Origin of the sequence: Psychrobacter sp. UBA2769, from assembly GCF_002352555.1 — a bacterium.
GTDB classification, from domain to species: Bacteria; Pseudomonadota; Gammaproteobacteria; order Pseudomonadales; family Moraxellaceae; genus Psychrobacter; species Psychrobacter maritimus.
Map to the genome: position 1 here is coordinate 158,884 of NZ_DEIR01000020.1, position 21,091 is coordinate 179,974.

At 43.8% G+C, this 21,091-nt stretch carries 17 protein-coding genes; 8 read left to right on the forward strand and 9 right to left on the reverse strand.

Going from position 1 to position 21,091, the window contains the following annotated elements; genetic code table 11:
- Window positions 1-54: 54 nt before the first annotated feature.
- Window positions 55-2,259 carry an exodeoxyribonuclease V subunit alpha gene (recD, locus tag B3Q63_RS09790; RefSeq protein ID WP_296176137.1) on the forward strand — a complete coding sequence of 735 codons (2,205 nt, stop codon included), beginning with the start codon at window positions 55-57 and terminating at the stop codon, window positions 2,257-2,259.
- A gap of 28 nt (window positions 2,260-2,287) precedes the next feature.
- The gene (locus B3Q63_RS09795; RefSeq protein ID WP_296176139.1) at window positions 2,288-2,806 is read left to right on the forward strand and encodes a MepB family protein; all 519 of its coding nucleotides are present in this window, start codon (window positions 2,288-2,290) and stop codon (window positions 2,804-2,806) included.
- Between the two features lie 87 nt (window positions 2,807-2,893).
- Here B3Q63_RS09795 and B3Q63_RS09800 read toward each other — a convergent pair whose 3' ends face one another.
- Together B3Q63_RS09800 and B3Q63_RS09805 are read right to left on the reverse strand one after the other, a co-directional pair.
- Window positions 2,894-3,457 (reverse strand): hypoxanthine-guanine phosphoribosyltransferase, encoded by a 564-nt coding sequence (locus B3Q63_RS09800; RefSeq protein WP_201564134.1) that lies wholly within the window; start codon window positions 3,455-3,457, stop codon window positions 2,894-2,896.
- A gap of 90 nt (window positions 3,458-3,547) precedes the next feature.
- Entirely contained in the window at window positions 3,548-4,216 is a 669-nt protein-coding gene (locus B3Q63_RS09805) for a hypothetical protein (RefSeq protein ID WP_296176142.1), read from the reverse strand.
- A 301-nt stretch (window positions 4,217-4,517) separates the two neighbouring features.
- Between B3Q63_RS09805 and B3Q63_RS09810 the strand changes: the two genes are divergently transcribed.
- From B3Q63_RS09810 to B3Q63_RS09820, 3 genes are all read left to right on the forward strand, one after another.
- Window positions 4,518-6,197, forward strand: a complete 1,680-nt coding sequence (locus B3Q63_RS09810) for a carbon starvation CstA family protein (RefSeq protein WP_296176144.1) — start codon at window positions 4,518-4,520, stop codon at window positions 6,195-6,197.
- Between the two features lie 133 nt (window positions 6,198-6,330).
- Window positions 6,331-6,645 carry a cory-CC-star protein gene (locus B3Q63_RS09815; RefSeq protein WP_296176146.1) on the forward strand — a complete coding sequence of 105 codons (315 nt, stop codon included), beginning with the start codon at window positions 6,331-6,333 and terminating at the stop codon, window positions 6,643-6,645.
- Between the two features lie 56 nt (window positions 6,646-6,701).
- Window positions 6,702-7,724, forward strand: coding sequence for an ArsA family ATPase (locus tag B3Q63_RS09820; protein ID WP_296176147.1), 1,023 nt, complete (start codon window positions 6,702-6,704; stop codon window positions 7,722-7,724).
- Between the two features lie 60 nt (window positions 7,725-7,784).
- Here B3Q63_RS09820 and B3Q63_RS09825 read toward each other — a convergent pair whose 3' ends face one another.
- Window positions 7,785-9,422 (reverse strand): DUF3482 domain-containing protein, encoded by a 1,638-nt coding sequence (locus B3Q63_RS09825; RefSeq protein WP_296176149.1) that lies wholly within the window; start codon window positions 9,420-9,422, stop codon window positions 7,785-7,787.
- Between the two features lie 56 nt (window positions 9,423-9,478).
- Window positions 9,479-10,903 carry a DUF2868 domain-containing protein gene (locus B3Q63_RS09830; protein WP_296176151.1) on the reverse strand — a complete coding sequence of 475 codons (1,425 nt, stop codon included), beginning with the start codon at window positions 10,901-10,903 and terminating at the stop codon, window positions 9,479-9,481.
- A gap of 237 nt (window positions 10,904-11,140) precedes the next feature.
- Here B3Q63_RS09830 and B3Q63_RS09835 point away from each other — a divergent pair, with 237 nt between their 5' ends.
- Window positions 11,141-11,911 (forward strand): SDR family oxidoreductase, encoded by a 771-nt coding sequence (locus B3Q63_RS09835; protein WP_296176153.1) that lies wholly within the window; start codon window positions 11,141-11,143, stop codon window positions 11,909-11,911.
- A gap of 63 nt (window positions 11,912-11,974) precedes the next feature.
- On the opposite strand, the gene B3Q63_RS09840 is transcribed toward B3Q63_RS09835, so the two are convergent.
- From B3Q63_RS09840 to prpF, 4 genes are all read right to left on the reverse strand, one after another.
- The gene (locus B3Q63_RS09840) at window positions 11,975-13,492 is read right to left on the reverse strand and encodes a bifunctional 2-methylcitrate dehydratase/aconitate hydratase (protein WP_296176154.1); all 1,518 of its coding nucleotides are present in this window, start codon (window positions 13,490-13,492) and stop codon (window positions 11,975-11,977) included.
- A 197-nt stretch (window positions 13,493-13,689) separates the two neighbouring features.
- Window positions 13,690-14,280, reverse strand: coding sequence for a GNAT family N-acetyltransferase (locus tag B3Q63_RS09845; protein WP_201625976.1), 591 nt, complete (start codon window positions 14,278-14,280; stop codon window positions 13,690-13,692).
- 118 nt (window positions 14,281-14,398) lie between these two features.
- A complete protein-coding gene (locus B3Q63_RS09850) occupies window positions 14,399-16,246 on the reverse strand; it encodes an ABC transporter ATP-binding protein (RefSeq protein WP_227670884.1) in 1,848 nt (615 codons plus the stop codon).
- Between the two features lie 110 nt (window positions 16,247-16,356).
- Complete coding sequence (gene prpF, locus B3Q63_RS09855; RefSeq protein ID WP_296176160.1) at window positions 16,357-17,625, reverse strand: 2-methylaconitate cis-trans isomerase PrpF; 1,269 nt, start codon at window positions 17,623-17,625, stop codon at window positions 16,357-16,359.
- A gap of 100 nt (window positions 17,626-17,725) precedes the next feature.
- Between prpF and B3Q63_RS09860 the strand changes: the two genes are divergently transcribed.
- Both B3Q63_RS09860 and B3Q63_RS09865 read left to right on the forward strand, forming a co-directional pair.
- Window positions 17,726-17,947 (forward strand): TA system antitoxin ParD family protein, encoded by a 222-nt coding sequence (locus B3Q63_RS09860; RefSeq protein ID WP_068404729.1) that lies wholly within the window; start codon window positions 17,726-17,728, stop codon window positions 17,945-17,947.
- Window positions 17,948-17,964: 17 nt separating this feature from the next.
- Window positions 17,965-18,255: a type II toxin-antitoxin system RelE/ParE family toxin gene (locus B3Q63_RS09865; RefSeq protein WP_296176163.1), complete on the forward strand. Its 291-nt coding sequence runs from the start codon at window positions 17,965-17,967 to the stop codon at window positions 18,253-18,255.
- Between the two features lie 110 nt (window positions 18,256-18,365).
- Here B3Q63_RS09865 and acnD read toward each other — a convergent pair whose 3' ends face one another.
- Window positions 18,366-20,999 (reverse strand): Fe/S-dependent 2-methylisocitrate dehydratase AcnD, encoded by a 2,634-nt coding sequence (gene acnD / locus B3Q63_RS09870; RefSeq protein WP_296176280.1) that lies wholly within the window; start codon window positions 20,997-20,999, stop codon window positions 18,366-18,368.
- Window positions 21,000-21,091 lie beyond the last annotated feature (92 nt).

The following is a 21,091-nucleotide window of genomic DNA, read 5'->3' on the forward strand; positions in this document are numbered from 1 at the left end:
CTATAGCGATTAATCCTATAAATATAGAGAAAAACAGACCATGAGTAATAATCTATGAATAATAATAAGAGCAGGGCGGATATAAGTTCACAAGAAAGCTGGGCCAGCAACATCAGTGATTATATTTTGCTGCGCCGTCAGCAAACGTATTTAGCGTATAACGTGACCGATGCCAAGCCTAATACTGATAGCGCAAAAATATATAAAACACCAGATAGTGGCTTATTTACGGCTTTATTCACTATGTTGGCGACGCATTTAGAAGAGGGGCATACTGTACTCACCATTCAGGAAACTGAGCATGAGGTGCCGCTGAGCGGTCAAATCAATGGCGAGCTGGTGAGACTATATGCTTGGCAACAGCAGCTGTTAGAGATGCTAGCAACGCCGATTATTGCCTTGATTGACACTCAAATAAACGTTCAAGCAGAGGTCGATATTACGGCTAAGGCATCGATATTTGTATTGCTAGAGACTTTATTTGCTAAACAAGACCAGTTATGGGCGCAGCTGGCACTGAGTAATCATGAAAAAGAGATGTTGGTTAAAAGGTTCGATGCCGTTGCCTTACTTTATAAGTTATTGAAAAATAGCAACTTAACGTCTTTTGCTAAGTTAATCGATGAGCACACTTTGTTTGCTAACGTAAACCATAATGAAAATAAAAATAGCCTAAGCAAAAATAATCAACCTATCGTTTATCAGCTTATCAATAACAAAGAGGCTGATAAACAAAACACAGCAATCACTTTTTGGTTACACCGAGCTTGGCAAGCAGAATTTAACTTAGCCGCGCGCATCAACACTATTTTAGACCAGCAGGTAACACCGCTAGAGATAGCAATACCTGAAAATCTCCATGAACATCAAGTGAAGGCGATTAATGTTGCTAATAACAACGCCTTTAGCATTATTACTGGTGGTCCAGGTACAGGAAAGACCTACACCGTTGCTCAACTAGTGATTGCACTGCAACAGGCGACAGAGAGTGGGGGAGGTGCGTCTGAAAGCATTAGGTTTAGCACTGACAGTGCCAGCTTGGCATTAGCAGCACCAACAGGTAAGGCTGCACAGCGCATGCAAGAGTCTCTGCAGGCGGCGTTAGACGCAGCGGATGTTGAGCTACAGTTGCAAGAAGCAAAAACCATTCATCGCTTGTTAGGTATCGGTCGGACGGGCAGACCGCGTTACGATGCCAATAATCCACTTGGCGAAGATGTTATCATCGTCGATGAGGCATCGATGCTAGGGGTTGAGCTGGCGAACTATCTTGTGAGTGCGGTAAAGCCTGGCGCAAGGCTGATATTGTTAGGAGATGAGAACCAGTTAGCAGCGGTAGATGCAGGGGCGGTATTGGCTGACTTGTGCCGTATTCCACTATTACAACCCATTCATGCAGAGCTAACAGAGAGCCGCCGATTTACAGCAGACTCGGGTATCGGTAAGCTTGCTTATCAAATCAACAAAATGGAGACAGATACTCATGCTATTTGGCAGTTGTTAAAGCATGATAAGGCACTGAGCTTTCAATATGTTAATAGCATCAACACCTTACAAACTGAAGCTTCTCTAGATAATAAGATAGAAAATAGCCTAAGCAAAAATAAAATTATCCCAAACCTCACCTTAAATTATCATCCCTACATAAAAAAAATCAAAACGTTGCTAATAAATCCAATAGAAAAATTCGTGCCAGAATCAGTTAAAGATACCATTGCTTCATTAATGGAAACCTTTAATCAGTTCAGGGTGTTAACTGCCGGCCATAATGGCGAGTGGGGCGACCATTATATTAATAATTACTTTACTCAATGGCACCTTACTGAGCTTAAGCTACCACTGGGTCAAAACACATGGTTTCATGGTCGTCCCGTTATGGTCCTTCAAAACAACTATGAGCTAGGATTATTTAATGGCGATATTGGTTTTTGTTTGCAAACTGGTGATGAGCGTAATCGACTCGAAGTGTTCTTTGAAAATAAGAAGCAGGGGATAGCCGTCAATCTACTTAATGAAGAGGTGATTGCCACCGCCTATGCGATGACTATTCACAAATCGCAAGGTTCTGAGTTTGATCATGTGGCCATTACTTTTGATAATAGTCATGCAAGATTGCTGAGCAAAGAACTTATTTATACCGCTGTGACCCGTGCCAAAAAACAGGTAACCATATATAGTACGAAATCTGCTTTGGAAAAGGCCGTCCAGACACCCACTGAGCGTCATACGGGTTTGGCATTACAGTTCACCAAGCATTAAGGAACATAAAGATAAAAGAGGGCTAAAGTTGTATACCTTTTATACTGTGCTAGACCATATTAACGAAGTCATTTATAAGCCTAATCAATTAATTGTTGCTTCAATTAAGGAGGAGCAACAAAATATAGAATATGCTGCTAGTACGTTTCAGTTAATCAACAAACTGGCTGTTAAAACGGTTAGGTTTAGAGCAGCTAAGCAAACACCCACCAAAGTGGGGCAGTTTGTTACTTTTTGGGAAAAAGATGCTAAAGGTATGAATCAGCCTTTTCAATATAATAAGTCACCAGACTTATTAGTAATCACTACATTTAAAGATAACAATACATTCGGACAGTTTGTTTTTCCAAAGGATATCTTACTTAGAAACGATATCCTCCAGTCTCATTCTACGAAAGGTAAAATGGGCATAAGGGTATATCCTAGCTGGGATAAGCCAACCAGTAACACTGCTATAAAGACTCAAAATTGGCAGTTAGATTATTTCTTTAAGGTTAATGATACAGGCATTCTACCTACAGAAAAAATACGAGCCTTGTATAAGTAAAGATTAACAGTGAGAGCAAAATATAAGCAATAAAAAAGCACCCAGTGGGTGCTTTTTTATTATGCTGCAAAATTAGTCAAAGACTGACTAGATTTTGTCTTCTTTAATAGCATAGATACCAGGCAAATGACGCAAGTAACCATGGAAATCCATACCACAGCCATAAACATAACGGTCTGCGACATTGATACCAACAAAATCAACGTCAAAGTCTGCAACCTTGCGATCGTGCTCTTTATTAAGCAACACGCAAGATTCGATAGATAAAGGATTCTCTTTACCCAATTCTTTAACGATGGCTTTTAACGTAATACCTTCGTCAAAAATATCGTCAATTAATAAGACGTGTTCGCCCTTAATGCTCACATCAGGCTTAAATTTCCAATCAAGCTCATTCGTACCTTCGTTATCACGATAGCGTGACGCATGGATATAATGCATGCGATGGTAGAACGTCAGATGCGTCAATAATTGACCGGCTGGGATAAGTCCACCGTTCATAACGACCATAACGATTGGATTTAAACCGGCATAATGTAGGTTGAGCTGGGCGGCAAGGCGCTCATAAGCAGCGGCTACTTCAATACTGCTGATAAGGCACTCTGAGTTGCGCAGGGTTTTTTCGATTTCTTGATTACTAATTTGGGTCATGAGTTGCGCCTTCGATAAAAGTGCCGCCTATTTTAGCAAATTTTAGCAAATTTGCCCAACACTACATTCTTAATAAAAATATAATATTCGTTATTCAGGCTTTTTTACGATAAAAGGACGATAATAATTGGCCAAACGGTTCAAAGAGCTGTCCGGTAAGTCAGGTAATAGCTTGTTTAATGCCATGGACATGCCTTTATCGATAGCTGCCTTTGCCATTGGCACAGACTTGCGTTTAATCATGCCCAATTTTAACGTATCAGCATAGCGGCTGATAAAATGCGTTAAAGTCTCTTCGTTTACCGTTTCAAGTGCTTTTTTAAACAGCGCTCTATCAACGTGCTCAGGCGTAATCGCCGCAAAACCGTCATCAATAGTTTTAGCATCTGCCTCTGACAATTTAAAACCGATGCGCTTGACGCCTTCGTTATCAATGAATGTCGCTTGATCCCTTAAAAAATGAAAACTTGGCATCACTTCTTCATTGTTCTCTTTACCCAACAAGATATTGAGTAGGGTATCCGTCGCACGCTCGATGGTGCCAACGATTTTACGCATAGAGGCTTGGCGCTCAGGATTTGGAATAATATCTACCAATCCAACCAATAATTTATCAGTAAGGTCGCGAGCCGTTTGATGGGTCAGGGCATCACGATAAGGGTAATAGTCTACTTTTTCGTTTGATTCAACGACTTGCTCTGCCTCAATAATTAATTCTTTCAATTTATCTGAAGGTACGAATCCAAAATAGTGTGTCATTCTAACTCCTTTATTTGTTGTTTTTAACGTCTTATCAACGTTACATCCCTCATCAAATCAGTTACTATTTAAAAAGAATACTAAGAAAGGATTCAGGCAATCGGTACTCATTAGTGAAGTGCCTCAATCTTAAAATATAATGCTTTGTTGGTCAGTAATAATATGGCGAAGATGCTTCTATTTGCCTAATAACGGGTGCTCTGAGTCGCTCACCGCCCACTAATCTAGCATATTTTTAAGATTTTACTTTAAAAAGCTTGAACTTATAAGGCTATCTAATACTTGTCTAGGGAGAGATAAGATGAATAGTGCTATTGTACTGTTGGTTGCGGTTGCCGCCATGCTTTGCGGTTATCTGTTTTATTCAAAATTTATCGCCACCAAAATCTTGGCATTGGACAACAGTCGTCCCACGCCAGCGCATACCATGAAAGATGGGGTAGATTATATCCCCACCAATAAATACGTACTATGGGGGCATCATTTCACCTCGGTCGCAGGGGCGGCACCTATTATTGGTCCTGCTATTGCGGTCATTTGGGGCTGGGTACCCGCCATTATCTGGGTCGTTTTAGGCACTATCTTTATGGCTGGTGTCCACGATATGTCTGCCATTTGGGCCAGTATGCGCAATCGAGGTCAATCGATAGGTTCTATTGCCGGTACTGTCATGGGCACACGTGTGCGCAGCTTAATGATGGTGGTTATCTTTTTATTATTATTAATGGTCAATGCGGTATTTGGCGTTGCTATTGCCAATATGATGATAAAAACCCCGTCTTCGGTGTTGCCGGTTTGGGGCGCTTTAATCGTAGCGTTTATCATCGGTCAGTGTATTTATCGCTATAAGATGAATCTGGTTTGGGTCTCCATCATTGGGGTCACCGCTTTATACGGGCTTATCTATCTCGGTCCTATGTTCCCTATCGTATTACCTGAGACTTTCATGGGCCTACCAGATAATGCGCTCTGGATTCTTATTCTATTTGCTTATGCAGCAATCGCGTCTTTGTTGCCTGTTTGGATGCTACTGCAACCGCGCGATTACATCAATGGCTTACAGTTATTTGTCGGTTTGATTTTATTATACGCTGCCATCTTTATTGCTACGCCGAACATTGTCGCGCCAGCGATAAACACGGCATTGCCAATTGGCACACCCTCTATGCTGCCTTTATTATTTGTGACCATTGCTTGTGGTGCAATTTCAGGCTTTCATGGTTTGGTGGCGACGGGTACGACGTCCAAGCAAATTGATAAAGAAGAAGATGTACGCTTCGTTGGTTACTTCGGTGCCATGGGTGAGGGTATGCTGGCACTTGGTGCGATACTTGCGGCAACCGCAGGCTTTGCAACCCTTGGCGACTGGCAAGCCGTTTATCAAAAATTTGGCGACGGCTCGATTGGTGCCTTTATTGATGGCGGTGCGACTATCTTGAATGCCGGTGTTGGCATTGATATGGTGTTATCACAGACGATGCTGACGGTAATGGCAGCCTTGTTTGCTGGCACCACGATGGATACTGGCGTTCGATTACAACGTTATATCTTCCAAGAGTTTGGCGAGATTTATAAGCTGCCGGTATTGAATAAAAGTGTGGTGGCAACGTTTCTTGCCGTTGGTAGCTGTCTGTTACTAGCATTTGGTGCTGGTGGCATTGATGGCGCGGGCGGTATGATTATTTGGCCGCTATTTGGTACAACCAATCAGCTCATGGCTGCTTTAACCTTAATGATTGTGACTGTCATCTTGTTACGTAAAGGCAGACCTGTATGGTATACCTTAGCGCCATTATCGTTCTTGTTGGTTATGACCGTTTTTGCGTTATTGATTCAGCTAAAAACATTCTTTAATGACGGTAATTGGCTGCTTATCATTATGGATATTATTATCTTAATAGCCACGATTTTAGTGACATTTGAGAGTTTATCAGTACTGCGTAAAGAATGGACGTTACATAAAGGAAAAAGCAATCTTTAAAAGTGATTCCTAATTGATAATAATATAGGTATAAAAAACATAGGTATGAAAAAACGCTAGCAGCAATTGCTGGCGTTTTTTGTATGGTATAGGCATGATAGATAAGAAAGAATAAAGAGAGTATGAGAAAATCATGGAAGATAACAAGACACCAAATAACCTAGAAAACATGCCACACCATCTAAAAGACAACCAATCGTGGTGGCAACGGTTTGTGGCAGGACTGAATGAGTTTTATCATGCGCCATATCGGCAAACGATGGCACGTGCAGCGCGTGACGAAGAAGATTTCTTTATGCTGCTTATGTTTGCTGAGAGCCTCGGTATTGATAACCCTGCCAGCTTTTATACACTAGAATTGCAGCCATTATTTTTAGAAAATTTCCACGAATGGCACACACGCATGGGTATGGATAGATGTCCTTTTGATCACGTTGGTTGCTGTTAATCTGATGCTAATTTATTAATTGTTCCGTTCCATTGATTCAATATTGAGACACCAGTATGGCTTTACGTCCTCTGCACAAACTAATAGAACAACTGGCAACTCAGCCGATTATATTCGTCGGTGGTAAAGGCGGTGTGGGTAAAACCACCACTGCCGCGGCACTTGCCAGTCATTATGCTAGCCAGCAAAAAAAGACCTTAATTATCTCAACCGATCCGGCCCATAGTTTGGGTGATGTACTTAATATACGGTTAAGCAACGAGAAAACAGCGGTAACGCCTTATCTTGATGCTATCGAGCTAAACCCTGACGTCATCGTCGATGCACATTTTGCCCAAGTTGAGCGTACCATAACTGCCTATGCCAATCCCGATATGATGCCCAAAATTCGTGAGCACCTACAGCTGTCGAAATCTGCACCTGGTGCACAAGAAGCCGCCATGCTCGAATCCATGTGTCAGCACTTGGTTGCAGCAGCAGATGCCGGCTATGAGCATATTATTTTTGATACCGCGCCAACTGGTCATACATTGCGCTTATTGGTCTTGCCTGAGATGATGGGCGCGTGGACAGATGGATTATTGGCACAGCAAAGGCGGCAAGCTAAATTGCGCTCGGTCGCGAACCATTTAGACAGTCACAATCAAAAGAGCAATCAAAAAGACATCGATAATGATGTGCCAAATCCATTTGCTGCAAACAAAACTGACCGCTGGGAGCAAGCAGTATCCGTACTAGAAAAACGCAAAGCACTGTTTCGTCAGGCAGGAATATTGCTGCATGACCGTAGCCAAACCGCGATTGTATTGGTAATGACTGCCGATGTACTACCATTGGCAGAGACCAAACGCGCTATCGCACAGTTACAGGACAGTAAACTGCCGCCAGCAGCGATAGTGGTCAATCAACTGATAACACCAATACAAGCTGATCAGTTTTGGCAACATCGTGCCAAGCGCCAGCAGCAGCTAATGCACGATATTGAAAAGAGTTTTACGAATTATCCGCTGTATCCAATTTATCTACAGAAAACAGATGTGCGCGGTACTGGTGCATTAAGTACTTTACTAGAGGCATAGTTATATAAAAACAATTATATAAAAATAGCCGCATAAAGAAATGTTGTTACTTAACTGGTATTATTCAGCCCCACGTGACTGTAATTTACTTGCCAGCGACCATGCCATATCTGCGCGTAGTAACTGAGCCTGTTCAGACTTACCGCTACTGAGTGATGACCACTGCGGTTTGCCACGGGCTTTTTTGAGCTCACCTGGCAGTTTATGTGTCGGCCATGGTGTGATAGTATTGCTTTCGTCATCTAAAGACTGTTCAATACTGGATTTTTCACCTTTATACAGCAATTGCGTGGCATCAGTTGCTGCATGACCACGGTGACGCAGAGCGGTGAGTAAATCTATCGCTCGAGTGGCCAGCAAGGTTAGGGTGGCAGGGTCGATATAAAAGCGTTTTACCCCAGTGATTCTATCGGCGATGCTACTGGTATTAGACAATAGCCCACCTGCGATACCACCTATCGCGGCACCCAATCCCAACGTCGTGCCTAATGCTGCCGCATCAATACCCAAGCCTAATAATGCGCCCGCTGCCGCGCCAGAGGTGGTGCGAATACCATAGCTTTTGAGCAGTTCAGGGTCAAAAGGGTCTTGCTGATACGCTTGTAATTCAAGTGGGGTTGCTGCCACGGCATTATCATAAAACTTATATAAATTGAGTAGGTTGTGCTGCATCGCCCGTTCACTTTGTCTAACGGCCTCTTGCATTTGTTCCAATACTGGCATTGGGTCATCATCTTCATTAATCTCATGGACGAAAGCGGCGACATTTAACAAAAAGTCGGCAATGATGATATTGGCCTCATCATAGAGTTGCGCCCAGTTCTCCGTACGACGCGTCATCAGTTGCTCAAGCATCTCCGAGTGAGTGAGCATGGTGGCGAGATTTTGCCATAGGCGCATTTCATCTGCAAATTCAAACGCCACTGAATCAAAACGGGTCGAGATATGCAGATTACGTCTGGCGAGCATCGTTTGCCAGTCATCGATATTGGCTTCCTGACTGTCCGTAAAGTTAAATACCGGCATGACAGGTATCGCGGCCCACGATAAAATAGCCAGCTCGTCTTTGTATTTACCAAGTACTGGCTCACGCGCATCGACGACATAAATGGCCATATCACTTGCCAGCAACTGACGGATAACTTTGGCTTCCTGGCTATAGTCCTCATTGCCACTATTGCTAGTTAGCGCATCACCACCTTGGGCAATGTCTGCTGCCAAAAACTGCTGCAAACGTTCAATACCATCACGGCGGCTGGCCGTATTGTCTTCCAGCCAATCCATCAGCCCTGAGGCATCCTCTAGACCCGGAGTATCATATAGTATGACCAAATCTTCACCGGTTTGGCTGTCTGTTAGTTTGGCTTGCTCCACATGACGCGTGGTTGCAGCCTCGTTCTTGACCTCACCAAAATAGACATCACGTAATAGTGTGCGCAGGATAGATGTCTTGCCCGTATTGGTATGACCAACGACTGCTAATTTAAGTGCTGCACCACTGGCTATCGTGGTTTTTTTGCTAGAGCGCGCTGTCAGATTTTCAGATTCATCAGCAGAATAATCTATGGGGGTGGTATGACCATTGTCCTGAGTAGATGCTGTTGCCTCTGGGTTCATTAGGTTGCTGCTAGGGTCGTCTTTTAATGCCTTGTCAGCAAATAAACCGACGGGTTGACCATTGGTCTTATTATTATCCATCTTATGTTTCCATATCATTTGTATAAAAGCTATTGAGTAAAGCTAAGGACATAACGCTACTTAGTGTCCACCAGACCAATTTTTCGCGCAGAGAGTGCGGTTTGCCACTGTTGATAGCGAACATCCTGATTTCCCGCAACCTGCGCCGATGTTTGCTTTTTTAAATCTGCCGTATTTGAAATATCAGCATTAATATTAATACCATTGTCAGTCAAGCTAGTATCACCAAGCAGTTGTACGATTAGCCCATCTGTAGCATGTTCTGCGATACGATCGAGTTTACGTAGGGTGCCACGGTCAGGCAGCGCTTTACTATGAATACCTAATAACACCTGCACTGGGTGCTTATCAAGATAGCTTGTCAAGCGATCCATATCATCGCGATCATCAACGATACCGAAATCCTCTATCTTGCTATTATCATTGATATTGGTATCCAGACCCTCAAGCCACCAGTTATCCAGCTCTGATGGGTATTCGAGTAAAGCCACCAATTTCTTGCCAGTACTGACCGTCGCTTTTGGGGCGATAGGAGCGGGTGCTTCCTTAAAATCATCAGCATCAACCACATGACGCTGCCAAAAATTCAAAATCTTTTGATAATAAGGCTGCTTGATATCCAAACGCATCTTTTTACGACGGAACATCAAGGCGCAAAACGCCCAAGCGATTGCCCTTGGTACAATACCGTACATCAGCAGACTACCAACCAATAACCCCGCCCATTGCCGCGCAACAGAGAGCGGCATCGCATCGGTTACCAAGCGACTCTGAACGATAGCGGTACTGTCTGGCACACCAAACCCTACCAAGCTTGGCAGCCAGCCGAGTATCTGAGTCAACGTAATAAGCGCCTGATCAGACAGTAGTGTCGACTCCCAGCTAAAACTGTACTGACGCACAATCAATAAAAACACAATCGCCAGCAGCATACCGGTTAATGTAGCGAGCCATAATTGATGGCTAAAGCGTCCCAAATACCAACGCATACCGCTGTGCTGTAATTGACGCTCGTACAGGTCAACGGCCGCCTTAGTCACATCATCCTTGCCACGGATGAGATAGCTAGGACTGACAAAATTGGCAAACCAATTCGAGGACTGCTTGCCTTGATTGATTAGCGTCATCACTAGCCAGCCTAAGAGCATAACGGTATGGAAGCCGAGCAGACAGACCAGCACATAAAAGAAATTAACCACATTGGTCTGAAGTAGGGTAAACAATCCCAAAAATCCTGAGATGCACCACACCACACTCATAACCACCATGATGCCCTTTATGCGACCGTCAATCTTACCGAGCACACGTGCCAGCGCGCCGTTACTATCAATACGCGAGGCGCGGCGATGCAGTTTTTGGATAGGTTTTCCATCCTCACCTTGCAGTTTTTCAGTAATCAGTAGCGGGTCAGTAGCAAAAACATGCTGCTGCGTCTCAAGCGTACGTACCAGCTCAGTCAATTGGTCTTGGGGTGATAGCATAGTGCGATGATATCCCTATAAAAGCGTTGGTTAAAAAGTATAAGTATGATTTTAGTATGTCAATGTTTACTTAAAAATGTTGAGTATTCTATCCATCATTGATTATTGTAGCTCATATAGCGCGGCGATAACCTCTATTATTCTTAGCGTTTTATCATAGTAAATGTAAAGTAAATGCGCCAAAATGAATGCAGGTGAGTAATAGATAATAATACAGAGAGCAATAAGGAAGACCTTGTGAATAATAAGAATTATTTAATTATTGGTGGCACCGGTGGTATTGGTCAAGCGATTGTGAAAGAGCTACTACAACGGAGTGCTAATGAACAAAGTGATGAAAATATAGGAAATGCAAGGGTATATGCCACTTATCACAAAAGTCAGCCTGACTTTGCGGCAGATAATTTATATTGGTTACCGATGGATGTGAGCGATGAGGGTAGTATCGAACAAGCCATTGCTGATATTAAGCAGCAAACTTCCCATATCGACTGGGTGATTAACTGCGTCGGCTTATTACATACAGCACACAATCAGCCAGAAAAAGCACTACGACAACTGGAGACGGACTTCTTTTTGCAGAGTATGCAGATTAACGCTTTAGCAGGTTTGCTGATTGCCAAGCATATCAAGCCACTACTGGCAAAAGCTGAACGTGACGCTGACCAGCCTGCCATTTTTGCGACCATATCAGCCCGTGTTGGCAGTATTAGTGATAATCATCTGGGTGGTTGGTATAGCTACCGTATGAGTAAAGCGGCACTAAATATGGGTATGAAAAATTTGAGCATTGAATGGAGTCGGTCGCTAAAGGATGTCTGCGTGGTCGTCATGCAGCCAGGTACGGTTGATACCCAGTTGTCTTCACCCTTTCAAAGCAATGTGGCTGACGAAAAGCTGTTCTCGCCAGCCTATAGCGCCGAGCGTTTATTGGAAGTAATTGATAGGATGAGCGCTGCCCAATCTGGCAGTTTTGTCGATTGGGCAGGTGAGTCCATACCTTGGTAAAAGATTGGTAAAAACACGATTCATAAAAACAAACAGGCGCTGAATTATTTATGCGCTTTAAAATTAATTAGCGACAAATAAATCCATAAACTCATTGACCGGTGTTTGCTCTAAGCGTTGTTGGTCATCACATAGCGCAAAAATATCCGCACAGCGACTGTCAATAAAACGCGTTGCCAAACTGGCTCGGAACTTTGCTTCTAATACAGGGATGCCTTCAGCGCGGCGACGTTTATGGCCAATCGGGTATTCAACAGCGACTTTATCAGTACTACTGCCATCTTTAAAGAATATTTGAATGGCATTGGCAATCGAGCGTTTGCTTGGGTCATGATAATCTTTTGAATAATCGGTATCCTCTACGACAATCATCTTACGACGCAACTCATCAATCAAAATATGATGCTGTTCATGATAGTCGTCTTCGTAGTTTTCTGCCATCAAGTCGCCCGTTAATAAAGGTACGGCGACCATATATTGCAGACAATGATCACGATCGGCAGGATTATCAAGCGTGCCTTCTTTAGAAATGATTCGAATGGCTGAATCATGGGTAGTTAGGACGATTTTTTCGATCTCATCAATCCTATCATCGATACGCGGATGCAAAATGACTGCCGCTTCACAGGCAGTTTGTGCGTGGAACTCAGCAGGGAAGCTTATTTTAAATAAGATATTTTCCATCACATAACTGCCAAACTCGCGTTGGAATGTGAAGCGGCGCTCGTTTTCAGGTTTGAGTGCCCAGTCTTTATTGGTATGGCTAAATAAGACATCATAAAAGCCCCATTGCGGCGCAGTAAGTGCCCCCGGGATACCCATCTCGCCGCGGCGGGTGATATCGACCAAGCGTACCGCACGACTGGTCGCGTCACCTGCCGCCCAAGACTTACGACTACCAGCATTTGGCGCATGGCGATAGGTACGTAATGCTTGACCATCGACAATCGCTTGCGAGATGGCAGCCATGATACGCTCGCGTGGTAAGTCATATAATTTAGCAACCACTGCTGTCGAGGCGAGTTTTACTAGAAAGACATGGTCAAGCCCAACGCGGTTAAATGAATTGTCTAAGGCAAGCACGCCTTGAATCTCATGCGCCATAATCATCGCTTCTAACACGTCGCGCATGGTGAGCGCAGCGCGACATTGGCTGACGTGTTGCTGACTGATATAGTCTGCCACTGCCAAAATCCCGCCTAAATTGTCCGAAGGATGACCCCATTCGGCAGCAAGCCATGTATCGTTATAATCAAGCCAGCGCACCATACAGCCAATATCGAAGGCCGCTTTGATAGGGTCGAGCCGATGGGAAGTGCCGGGGACGCGCGCGCCATTAGGGGTAATCTGATCGGCGCAATCGGGTCCTAGGTGCTTGGTACATTCAGGAAAGCGCAATGCCAGTAGTCCGCAGCCTAGCGTATCCATCAGGCAGTAGCAGGCGGTATTCCAAGCATCAGCGCTATTAGGCGAGTCGTTATCGATAGAGTAATTGAGCACGTAATCGGCAATTTTTTGAATCTCATCGTCGTACTCTGGACGAATATTGCTCTCTACGGTGGCATTTTGAGTGTTAGACATAATCGTTACCCCTTCCTTGAGTCGAATATTTGAGCGATCAATAAATCTAACTTATTTACTAAGCGATTTATTCATCAACCATCCATCAAAAATAACATACTCAATATCGAACAACAGTGAAGTCGTGTAAGACTGTTTTATCGTTTAATAATTTTTGATGAATCTATTCAAGGTAAAGGTAAAAAGACGCGCGGCTATCAAATCATGAGATAAACCAAGCCGACAATGAATAAAAGCGCCAGTATCAAGAGTAAAAAACTGAGGATGCTACTTACCATTCCTGAGCTTTCTTTTTTTACTTTTACTTTTTTAATGACGGGCAAAGCCATGGTGACATGCTCAAGGCCGTCTTCAAGATAGCGCTCACCTTCAGCAATAAAGCCGAGTGATTCATAGAAGTGTAGCAAGTAAGTCTGGGCGGAAATGATGATGGTTTTTTTACCATACTTTTTACGGCAGTACTTGATGGCCTCAAGCATTATTTGACGGGCAACGCCATTGCCTCGGTGCTCTGCTAGCACCAAAACTCTGCCAATCGCAGGTATGGGACCTGAAGGGTTAACCGAGGATCTTTTGTGATTAAATTGCGGCGGGATAATGCGGCAATAGCCAATCAAGGCTTCATTTTGATGGGCGACCAGATGTAAGCAATCAAAATCTACCTCGTCCATATCTTGATACGGGCAGTTTTGCTCCACCACAAATACTTGTGAGCGGGCTTTTAAAATATGATAAAGATCAACGGTGGTCAGCTCATCAAAGGTTTTTATAGAAAATTCACAGGTCATAGTCAAATAGCTTCTAACGATTTAAAGGGCGTTCATAGGGTAACAATATAAATTTTAAATATTCTAAATATAGCAATAATGCATCAAAGACTGAGCATTATAACGATTTCGCCCTGCATTAACTATTTAAGGTTTGACTGATTTTATCTAAATTCAAACTATCGGACATGGCATTAAATATCTCATAGTATTTACCGTGATTGGCATAAAGCTCGTCGTGCGTGCCAGTCTCCATCACACGGCCATTTTCAATCACCACCAAGTCATCGGCATCGATAATTTGCGAGATATTATGCGAGACGATAATCACCGTACGGTCTTTTTTAATTAGATCCAAGCTGTGCTTAATCTGCTGGGTGGCGATGGCATCAAGGCTAGCAGTTGGCTCATCCAAAAATACAATCGGTGGGTCTTTTAAAAACATACGTGCCAGCGCAATACGCTGCTGCTGACCGCCAGAAAGCAGTTTGGCCTCACTTTCATAACCTTCAGGCATGCCAAGGATTTGCTCATGAATAGAAGCTTGTTTAGCGGCGTCAATAATTTCTTCATCGGTGGCATCCATCGCCCCGTAACGAATGTTGTCAGCAATGGTCCCTGAGAAAATATGGTTTTTTTGTAGTACCAAGCCGATTTGTTCACGCAAGTTATGGGTGCTGTAGTCTTCTAGATTGCGACCATCAAGACAAATAGTGCCGCTACTGGGGTCATAAAACTTGACTAGTAAGTTAATAATGGTGCTTTTACCTGCGCCACTTAATCCAACCAAAGCGGTAATGCGATTGGGATAAATGTTAAAGCTCACATCATGCAGCGCCTGTTTGCCATTCGGATAGGAGAAATTGACATCTTTTAGCTCAATATGACCTTTTAAATCGGTACATTTGACTTTGCCTTCGTTTTCAATCGCTTGGTCATCGTCCAAGATATCAAAGAAGCCTTCCGCATACGTGAGTGCATTATTGATTTGATCATAGATACGGTGCAATTCGCGAATGGGGGCGGCGACGTTTTGAAATAGTAAGATATGAAACATAATCGCGCCAATGGTCATCTGCCCATTGAGCACAAAATACGAGGTCAAAACAATAATGACGACCACGCCGATTTGCTCGATAAAGGTTTTGCCAGCGTTATACATAAACGCGATACTGCGAATACGTAGCTGATTGGCGGTCATATCCTTTTGGATTTCCCAGTGCTTATCGGACTCAATCGGCTCACGCACAAACGACTTAATAACGGTGATAGAGTCAATAATCGAGATTACCAAGCCGCTTTTGGTCTCACGGTATTGGCGCATTTGTTTGCGGAATCCTTGCAAACGATTGGCTTGGCGCTGACTGACAAAAAAGTAAATCGGCACGATAACCAAACCGACCATACCGACCCAAAAATTGGCATTAAACATAATGATTAATGACACGATGGCACTGGCAAACAGCGGCAGCATGTCAATAAAGAAGTTTTGCACCAGTTGCGTGAGGCTGCTGACACCCAAATCAATACGGGTTTGCAGCTTACCGCTAGCGTTCTCATCACTGGTATAAAACGCCATTTTATAAGACAAAATACGGTCGACCACTTTTTGAGACAAATCACGCGATAAGTTAATACGAATACGCTCACCAAAGTAGCGCTGACCAAAGGTGATGATGACGTTTAGTATCTCTTTCACCAATAAAATCACACTAATCAGCGTGAGTAGTCTTATACCTTCTACCCATGGGTCGGGCAAATCGACAATATTGGTTAAGGTATCAATGGTATATTGCAAGACAAAGGCGTTAACCTGCGCGGTAAACGACCCTAATACCGTTAATATCAAGGTTAAAATGAAAAGCCCTCGATAGGGCCTTGCAAACTCTCCCAGCCTTTTTAGGATAGACCATAGCAAAGCCCCCCGTTCTGCTTTCTTAGTGGGAGGCTTATTATCTAAAGGAACACGGCGTGGAGAAGTACTCATAATATTAAGGCGCTATTTAATGTCAGTTAAACCATTACCATTGATTGTAGTACACTTTATAAATAGACCGCTATTATAAAGGCTTTAATTGGTATCCTAAAATATGCTGACTAAAAACTATCATTTGGCACAAAAACTTCACCAACCATAATTCGGCGAGCAGAGCGGCTCATGGATACTTTTTTGGCTTGCCAGCGACCATCGACTTGTTCGGTTTTTCCGCCGACGAGTAGCGTTCCTGATGGATGCCCAAAGCGCACTTCACCTAATTCGCTACTACCAGCTGCTTCATTGACCAATGTACCCTGGGTGGTCGCTGCTGCGGCAATCGCCACCGCTGCTGTACCCATCATCGCATGATGCAATTGCCCCATACTCATGGCGCGTACCACTAAGTCAATGTCTGCTGCCTCAACTGCTTTGCCACTTGAGGCGCTATAACTTTGTGCAGGGGCAACCCAAGCAATTTTTGGGATATGCTGACTGGCTTGTGCTTCAGAGACGTCTTTAAATAAGCCCATTGCAACGCCACCTTTAGCACGGATTGCCTCTAACTTAGCTAAGGTTCCGCTATTACTATTAATATCACCTTGCAGTTCCGTACCAGTAAAACCCAAATCTTCTGCTTTCATAAAGATGGTTGGAATACCGGCACTGATAAAGGTGGCTTTGACGCTATCAGTATTTAGACCACAGCCAGACACATCAAAATCATCGATTAAATTGTTGGTCGGGAACATGTCACTAGAGGAGTCAACCGGATCGATAAATTCAATCTTCACTTCGGCAGCAGGGAAGGTGACGCCATCTAATTCAAAATCGCCGGTTTCTTGCACTTGTACTTTGCCTTGCTCATCTAAGTAAACAGGCACATGAGCGATAATGGTTTTACTAATATTCTCTTGCCAAATACGCACTTCGCAAATGCCGTTGCTTGTATTATTACTGACACTAGCTTTCACTTTAGCCGCGTCAATCAAGCCCATATTAATCGCACAAGCGCCAACCGCAGCGGTTAAATTACCACAATTTCCCGCCCAATCAATCATAGGCTTGGCGATATTGACCTGTCCAAACAAGTAGTTCACATCGTGGTCTGTTTTATCAGACTCAGATAAGATGACGGTCTTAGAAGTGCTAGAGCTACCATTGCCCAAGCCGTCGATTTGCTTACCATAAGGATCAGGGCTACCGATGACCCGCAATAGAAAATTATCGCGCGCCTTGCCAGCAACTTGGCAGCGCTCTGGTAAGTCGGATAATTTAAAAAATGTCCCTTTTGAGGTACCACCGCGCATATAGGTAGCGGGGACAGAGACTTGTGGGGTAAGTTTTGGTGTGTTTTTTAAAGGTGTATGTTGTGAAGTTGATTGGGTCATTTCTTATTCCTTATATCTGTTTATGAGGATGAGAGTCGTTAATGCACTATTTTTGTGGTAAAATACCACAAGGATTAATATTTTGAATATGGAGAAATTTATGTCCACTGCAAGCATACGTCTTAACAAGGCGCTGGTTGATAAAGCCTATGCGATATCTAAAGCACAACATCGTACCCCGCCAAAGCAAATAGAGCATTGGGCTACCATTGGACAAATTATGGAAGACAACCCTGATCTGTCTTACGAATTTGTTCGTCAGCTTTTGATTGCTCAAGCAGAAGTTGATGCTGGTATGGTTGAACCCTACGAATTTGGATAGTTTATTTTGGATAAATAATGACTCAGTCTTTAAGTGTTATTCAATCACATAGTTTTAAAAAAGCCGTTAAAAAATTGCACAATAATCAGAAAGCTGATTTAGATGATGCTGTACGTGCCATCATTGACAATTCTGAGCTAGGTGTGCAAAAGGTAGGTGACTTATCATCAGTACGAATTTATAAGTTTAAAATGCTAAAGCAGTTAACATTATTGGCTTATCAAATCGATGATGGTCAGCTTGTCCTTACCTTGTTAATGTTTGGCCCACATGAGAACTTTTATCGTGATGTTAAATTAATACTTTAATGCTTGTTATATGGCACTAGTCTCATTATTTTTCATATCCAAAGATTAAAAAACCGATGCCGTATAATTTATACAACATCGGCTCTTTAATTATTTAACACTCATGACACTTACACAATATCTAGCGTGCCATCGATAAACTCTTTGGCAAAGCGTTGTAGCATACCGCCTGCGTTGTACATTTTGACTTCATCAGCGGTATCTAAACGGCAGATAACAGGTGCTTTATCAACGGTGCCGTCTTTACGATGAATCACTAACGTCATCTCACCGCCAGCAGATACTTCGCCTTCGATATCAAATACTTCGGTGCCATCAATATTTAGGGTGTTACGATTGACACCTTCTTTAAACTGTAAAGGTAGTGCACCCATACCGACCAAGTTTTGACGATGGATACGTTCAAAATCTTCTGCGACAACCACTTCTACGCCAGCTAAACGCACACCTTTGGCAGCCCAGTCACGGCTTGAGCCTTGACCATAGCCGTCACCGGCGATGATGATTAGCGGCTGCTCGCGGTTCATATAGGTTTCAATCGCTTCCCACATGCGCATGACCTGACCTTCAGGCTCGACGCGAGCCAATGAGCCTTGGATAACGTCACCTTTTTCGTCACGTACCATCTCATTCAATAGCTTAGGATTGGCAAAGGTTGCACGTTGGGCGGTTAAATGGTCGCCGCGATGGGTCGCATAAGAGTTATAATCTTCCGCAGGCAGACCCATAGTATCAAGGTACTCGCCAGCTGCTGAGTCACCCAAAATCGCATTAGACGGTGATAAATGGTCAGTAGTGATGTTATCACCCAATACCGCCAATGGACGCATTCCTTTCAGCTTATTCATCGCCGCCATTTTGCCTTCCCAATACGGCGGACGACGGATATAAGTGGTCTGCTCGCGCCAGTCATAGAGTGGGCTTAATGCTTTTCCGGTGTCTTTTTTGGCTTCATCAAACATCGGGATATAAACGGCGTTAAATTGCTCAGGCTTCACGGCTTTGGCAACGATAGCATCAACTTCGTCATCATCAAACCAGATGTCTTTTAGATAAACATCATTGCCATCCGTGTCTTTGCCCAATGAGTCTTTTTCAATATCAAAACGGATATTACCGGCGATAGCATAGGCAATCACCAGTGGTGGCGACGCTAAAAACGCTTGCTTAGCATACGGATGGATACGACCATCAAAGTTACGGTTGCCTGATAGTACCGCGGTGGTAAATAGGTCACGCTCGATGATTTCTTGCTCAATCTTAGGATCAAGGGCGCCACTCATACCATTACAGGTAGTACAAGCAAAGCCAACCACATCAAAGCCGATTTCTTTTAGCTCTGGCATCAGACCGGCTTCTTCTAGGTACATTTTGACGGTTTTTGAGCCGGGTGCTAATGACGATTTCACCCAAGGTTTACGCAATAAGCCTTTTTTATTAGCATTACGCGCGACAAGGCCAGCAGCAACCATATTGCGCGGGTTAGACGTATTGGTACAACTGGTAATCGCTGCGATAATCACCGCGCCATCTGGCATTAAACCATCTTTTGGTTCAGGTAATTTATCACCTTCACCGTGAGCAATGCCTTTCGCAACCAAGTCTGTGGTTGATACGCGTGCATGCGGACGTGAAGGGCCTGCCATGTTACGGACAACAGCCGATAAATCAAACTCAAGCACACGGTCGTAAACTGCATTTTCCATGCCGTCAGCCCATAGACCGGTCTGCTTAGCGTATTGCTCAACCAATTTAATTTGAGCCTCAGAACGACCGGTTAGGCGTAGATAATCGATGGTTTGCTCATCGATATAGAACATCGCTGCGGTGGCGCCATATTCTGGGGTCATGTTTGAGATAGAAGCACGGTCACCAACGCTTAATTGGCGTGCACCTTCACCGAAGAATTCGATATAAGTAGAGACTACGCCTGCATCACGCAAGAACTCGGTCATCGCCAGTACCAAATCGGTACCAGTAATGCCTTTTTGCAACTTGCCGGTTAATTTAACACCAACGTAATCTGGGAGGCGCATATAAGACGGGTTGCCTAGCATGACGCTTTCCGCTTCAAGCCCGCCAACACCAATTGAGATAACGCCTAAGGCATCAACCATCGGGGTATGGCTATCAGTACCAACCAAAGTATCGGCAAACGCCACTTGTTCACCAGCTTTATTTTGTACCACTTGTACAACCGGCGACATTTTTTCTAAGTTGATTTGGTGCATGATGCCGTTACCGGGCGGTACGACGTTGACGTTATCAAAGGCATACTGACACCAGTTGATAAAGTGAAAACGGTCATCGTTACGGCGCTCTTCGATAGCGCGGTTTTTCTCAAAGGCGTTCTCTTCAAAGCCTGCATGTTCAACGGCTAGTGAATGGTCAACAATCAATTGCGTTGGAACGATTGGATTCACTTTAGATGGGTCACCGCCTTGCTCAGCGATGGCGTCACGTAGACCTGCCAAATCAACAAACGCAGTCTGACCTAGGATATCATGACAAACGACGCGAGCAGGATACCACGGAAAATCTAAATCTTGCTTGCCTTCGATATGTTGCTTGAGCGCTGCGGTTAAGTCTTCTGGTGGGCAGCGGCGTACCAAGTTTTCACACAATACTTTTGAGCAGAACGGTAGCTTGTCATACGCGCCAGCTTCGATATTTTCGATGGCTTCACGAGTATCAAAGTAATATAAATCTGTGCCAGGTAATGGCTTTTTAAAGGGTTCATTCATCGGTTGTACAAGGGCGTTGTCCATAAGTCACCTTTAGCTGTTGGCTGGTTGCAATGAGGGCTACTCGTAAAAGAGTTTTTGATAATTTTGAT

Bases quoted from the DNA above. Each gene is read 5' to 3' on its own strand.
- B3Q63_RS09810 (WP_296176144.1), top strand. From the start codon at position 4,518: ATGAATAGTGCTATTGTACTGTTGGTTGCGGTTGCCGCCATGCTTTGC.
- B3Q63_RS09800 (WP_201564134.1), bottom strand. From the start codon at position 3,457: ATGACCCAAATTAGTAATCAAGAAATCGAAAAAACCCTGCGCAACTCA.
- B3Q63_RS09830 (WP_296176151.1), bottom strand. From the start codon at position 10,903: ATGCTATCACCCCAAGACCAATTGACTGAGCTGGTACGTACGCTTGAG.
- B3Q63_RS09865 (WP_296176163.1), top strand. From the start codon at position 17,965: ATGACTCAGTCTTTAAGTGTTATTCAATCACATAGTTTTAAAAAAGCC.
- acnD (WP_296176280.1), bottom strand. From the start codon at position 20,999: ATGAATGAACCCTTTAAAAAGCCATTACCTGGCACAGATTTATATTAC.
- B3Q63_RS09805 (WP_296176142.1), bottom strand. From the start codon at position 4,216: ATGACACACTATTTTGGATTCGTACCTTCAGATAAATTGAAAGAATTA.
- B3Q63_RS09825 (WP_296176149.1), bottom strand. From the start codon at position 9,422: ATGGATAATAATAAGACCAATGGTCAACCCGTCGGTTTATTTGCTGAC.
- B3Q63_RS09860 (WP_068404729.1), top strand. From the start codon at position 17,726: ATGTCCACTGCAAGCATACGTCTTAACAAGGCGCTGGTTGATAAAGCC.
- prpF (WP_296176160.1), bottom strand. From the start codon at position 17,625: ATGACCCAATCAACTTCACAACATACACCTTTAAAAAACACACCAAAA.
- B3Q63_RS09820 (WP_296176147.1), top strand. From the start codon at position 6,702: ATGGCTTTACGTCCTCTGCACAAACTAATAGAACAACTGGCAACTCAG.
- B3Q63_RS09840 (WP_296176154.1), bottom strand. From the start codon at position 13,492: ATGTCTAACACTCAAAATGCCACCGTAGAGAGCAATATTCGTCCAGAG.
- B3Q63_RS09845 (WP_201625976.1), bottom strand. From the start codon at position 14,280: ATGACCTGTGAATTTTCTATAAAAACCTTTGATGAGCTGACCACCGTT.
- B3Q63_RS09815 (WP_296176146.1), top strand. From the start codon at position 6,331: ATGGAAGATAACAAGACACCAAATAACCTAGAAAACATGCCACACCAT.
- recD (WP_296176137.1), top strand. From the start codon at position 55: ATGAATAATAATAAGAGCAGGGCGGATATAAGTTCACAAGAAAGCTGG.
- B3Q63_RS09850 (WP_227670884.1), bottom strand. From the start codon at position 16,246: ATGAGTACTTCTCCACGCCGTGTTCCTTTAGATAATAAGCCTCCCACT.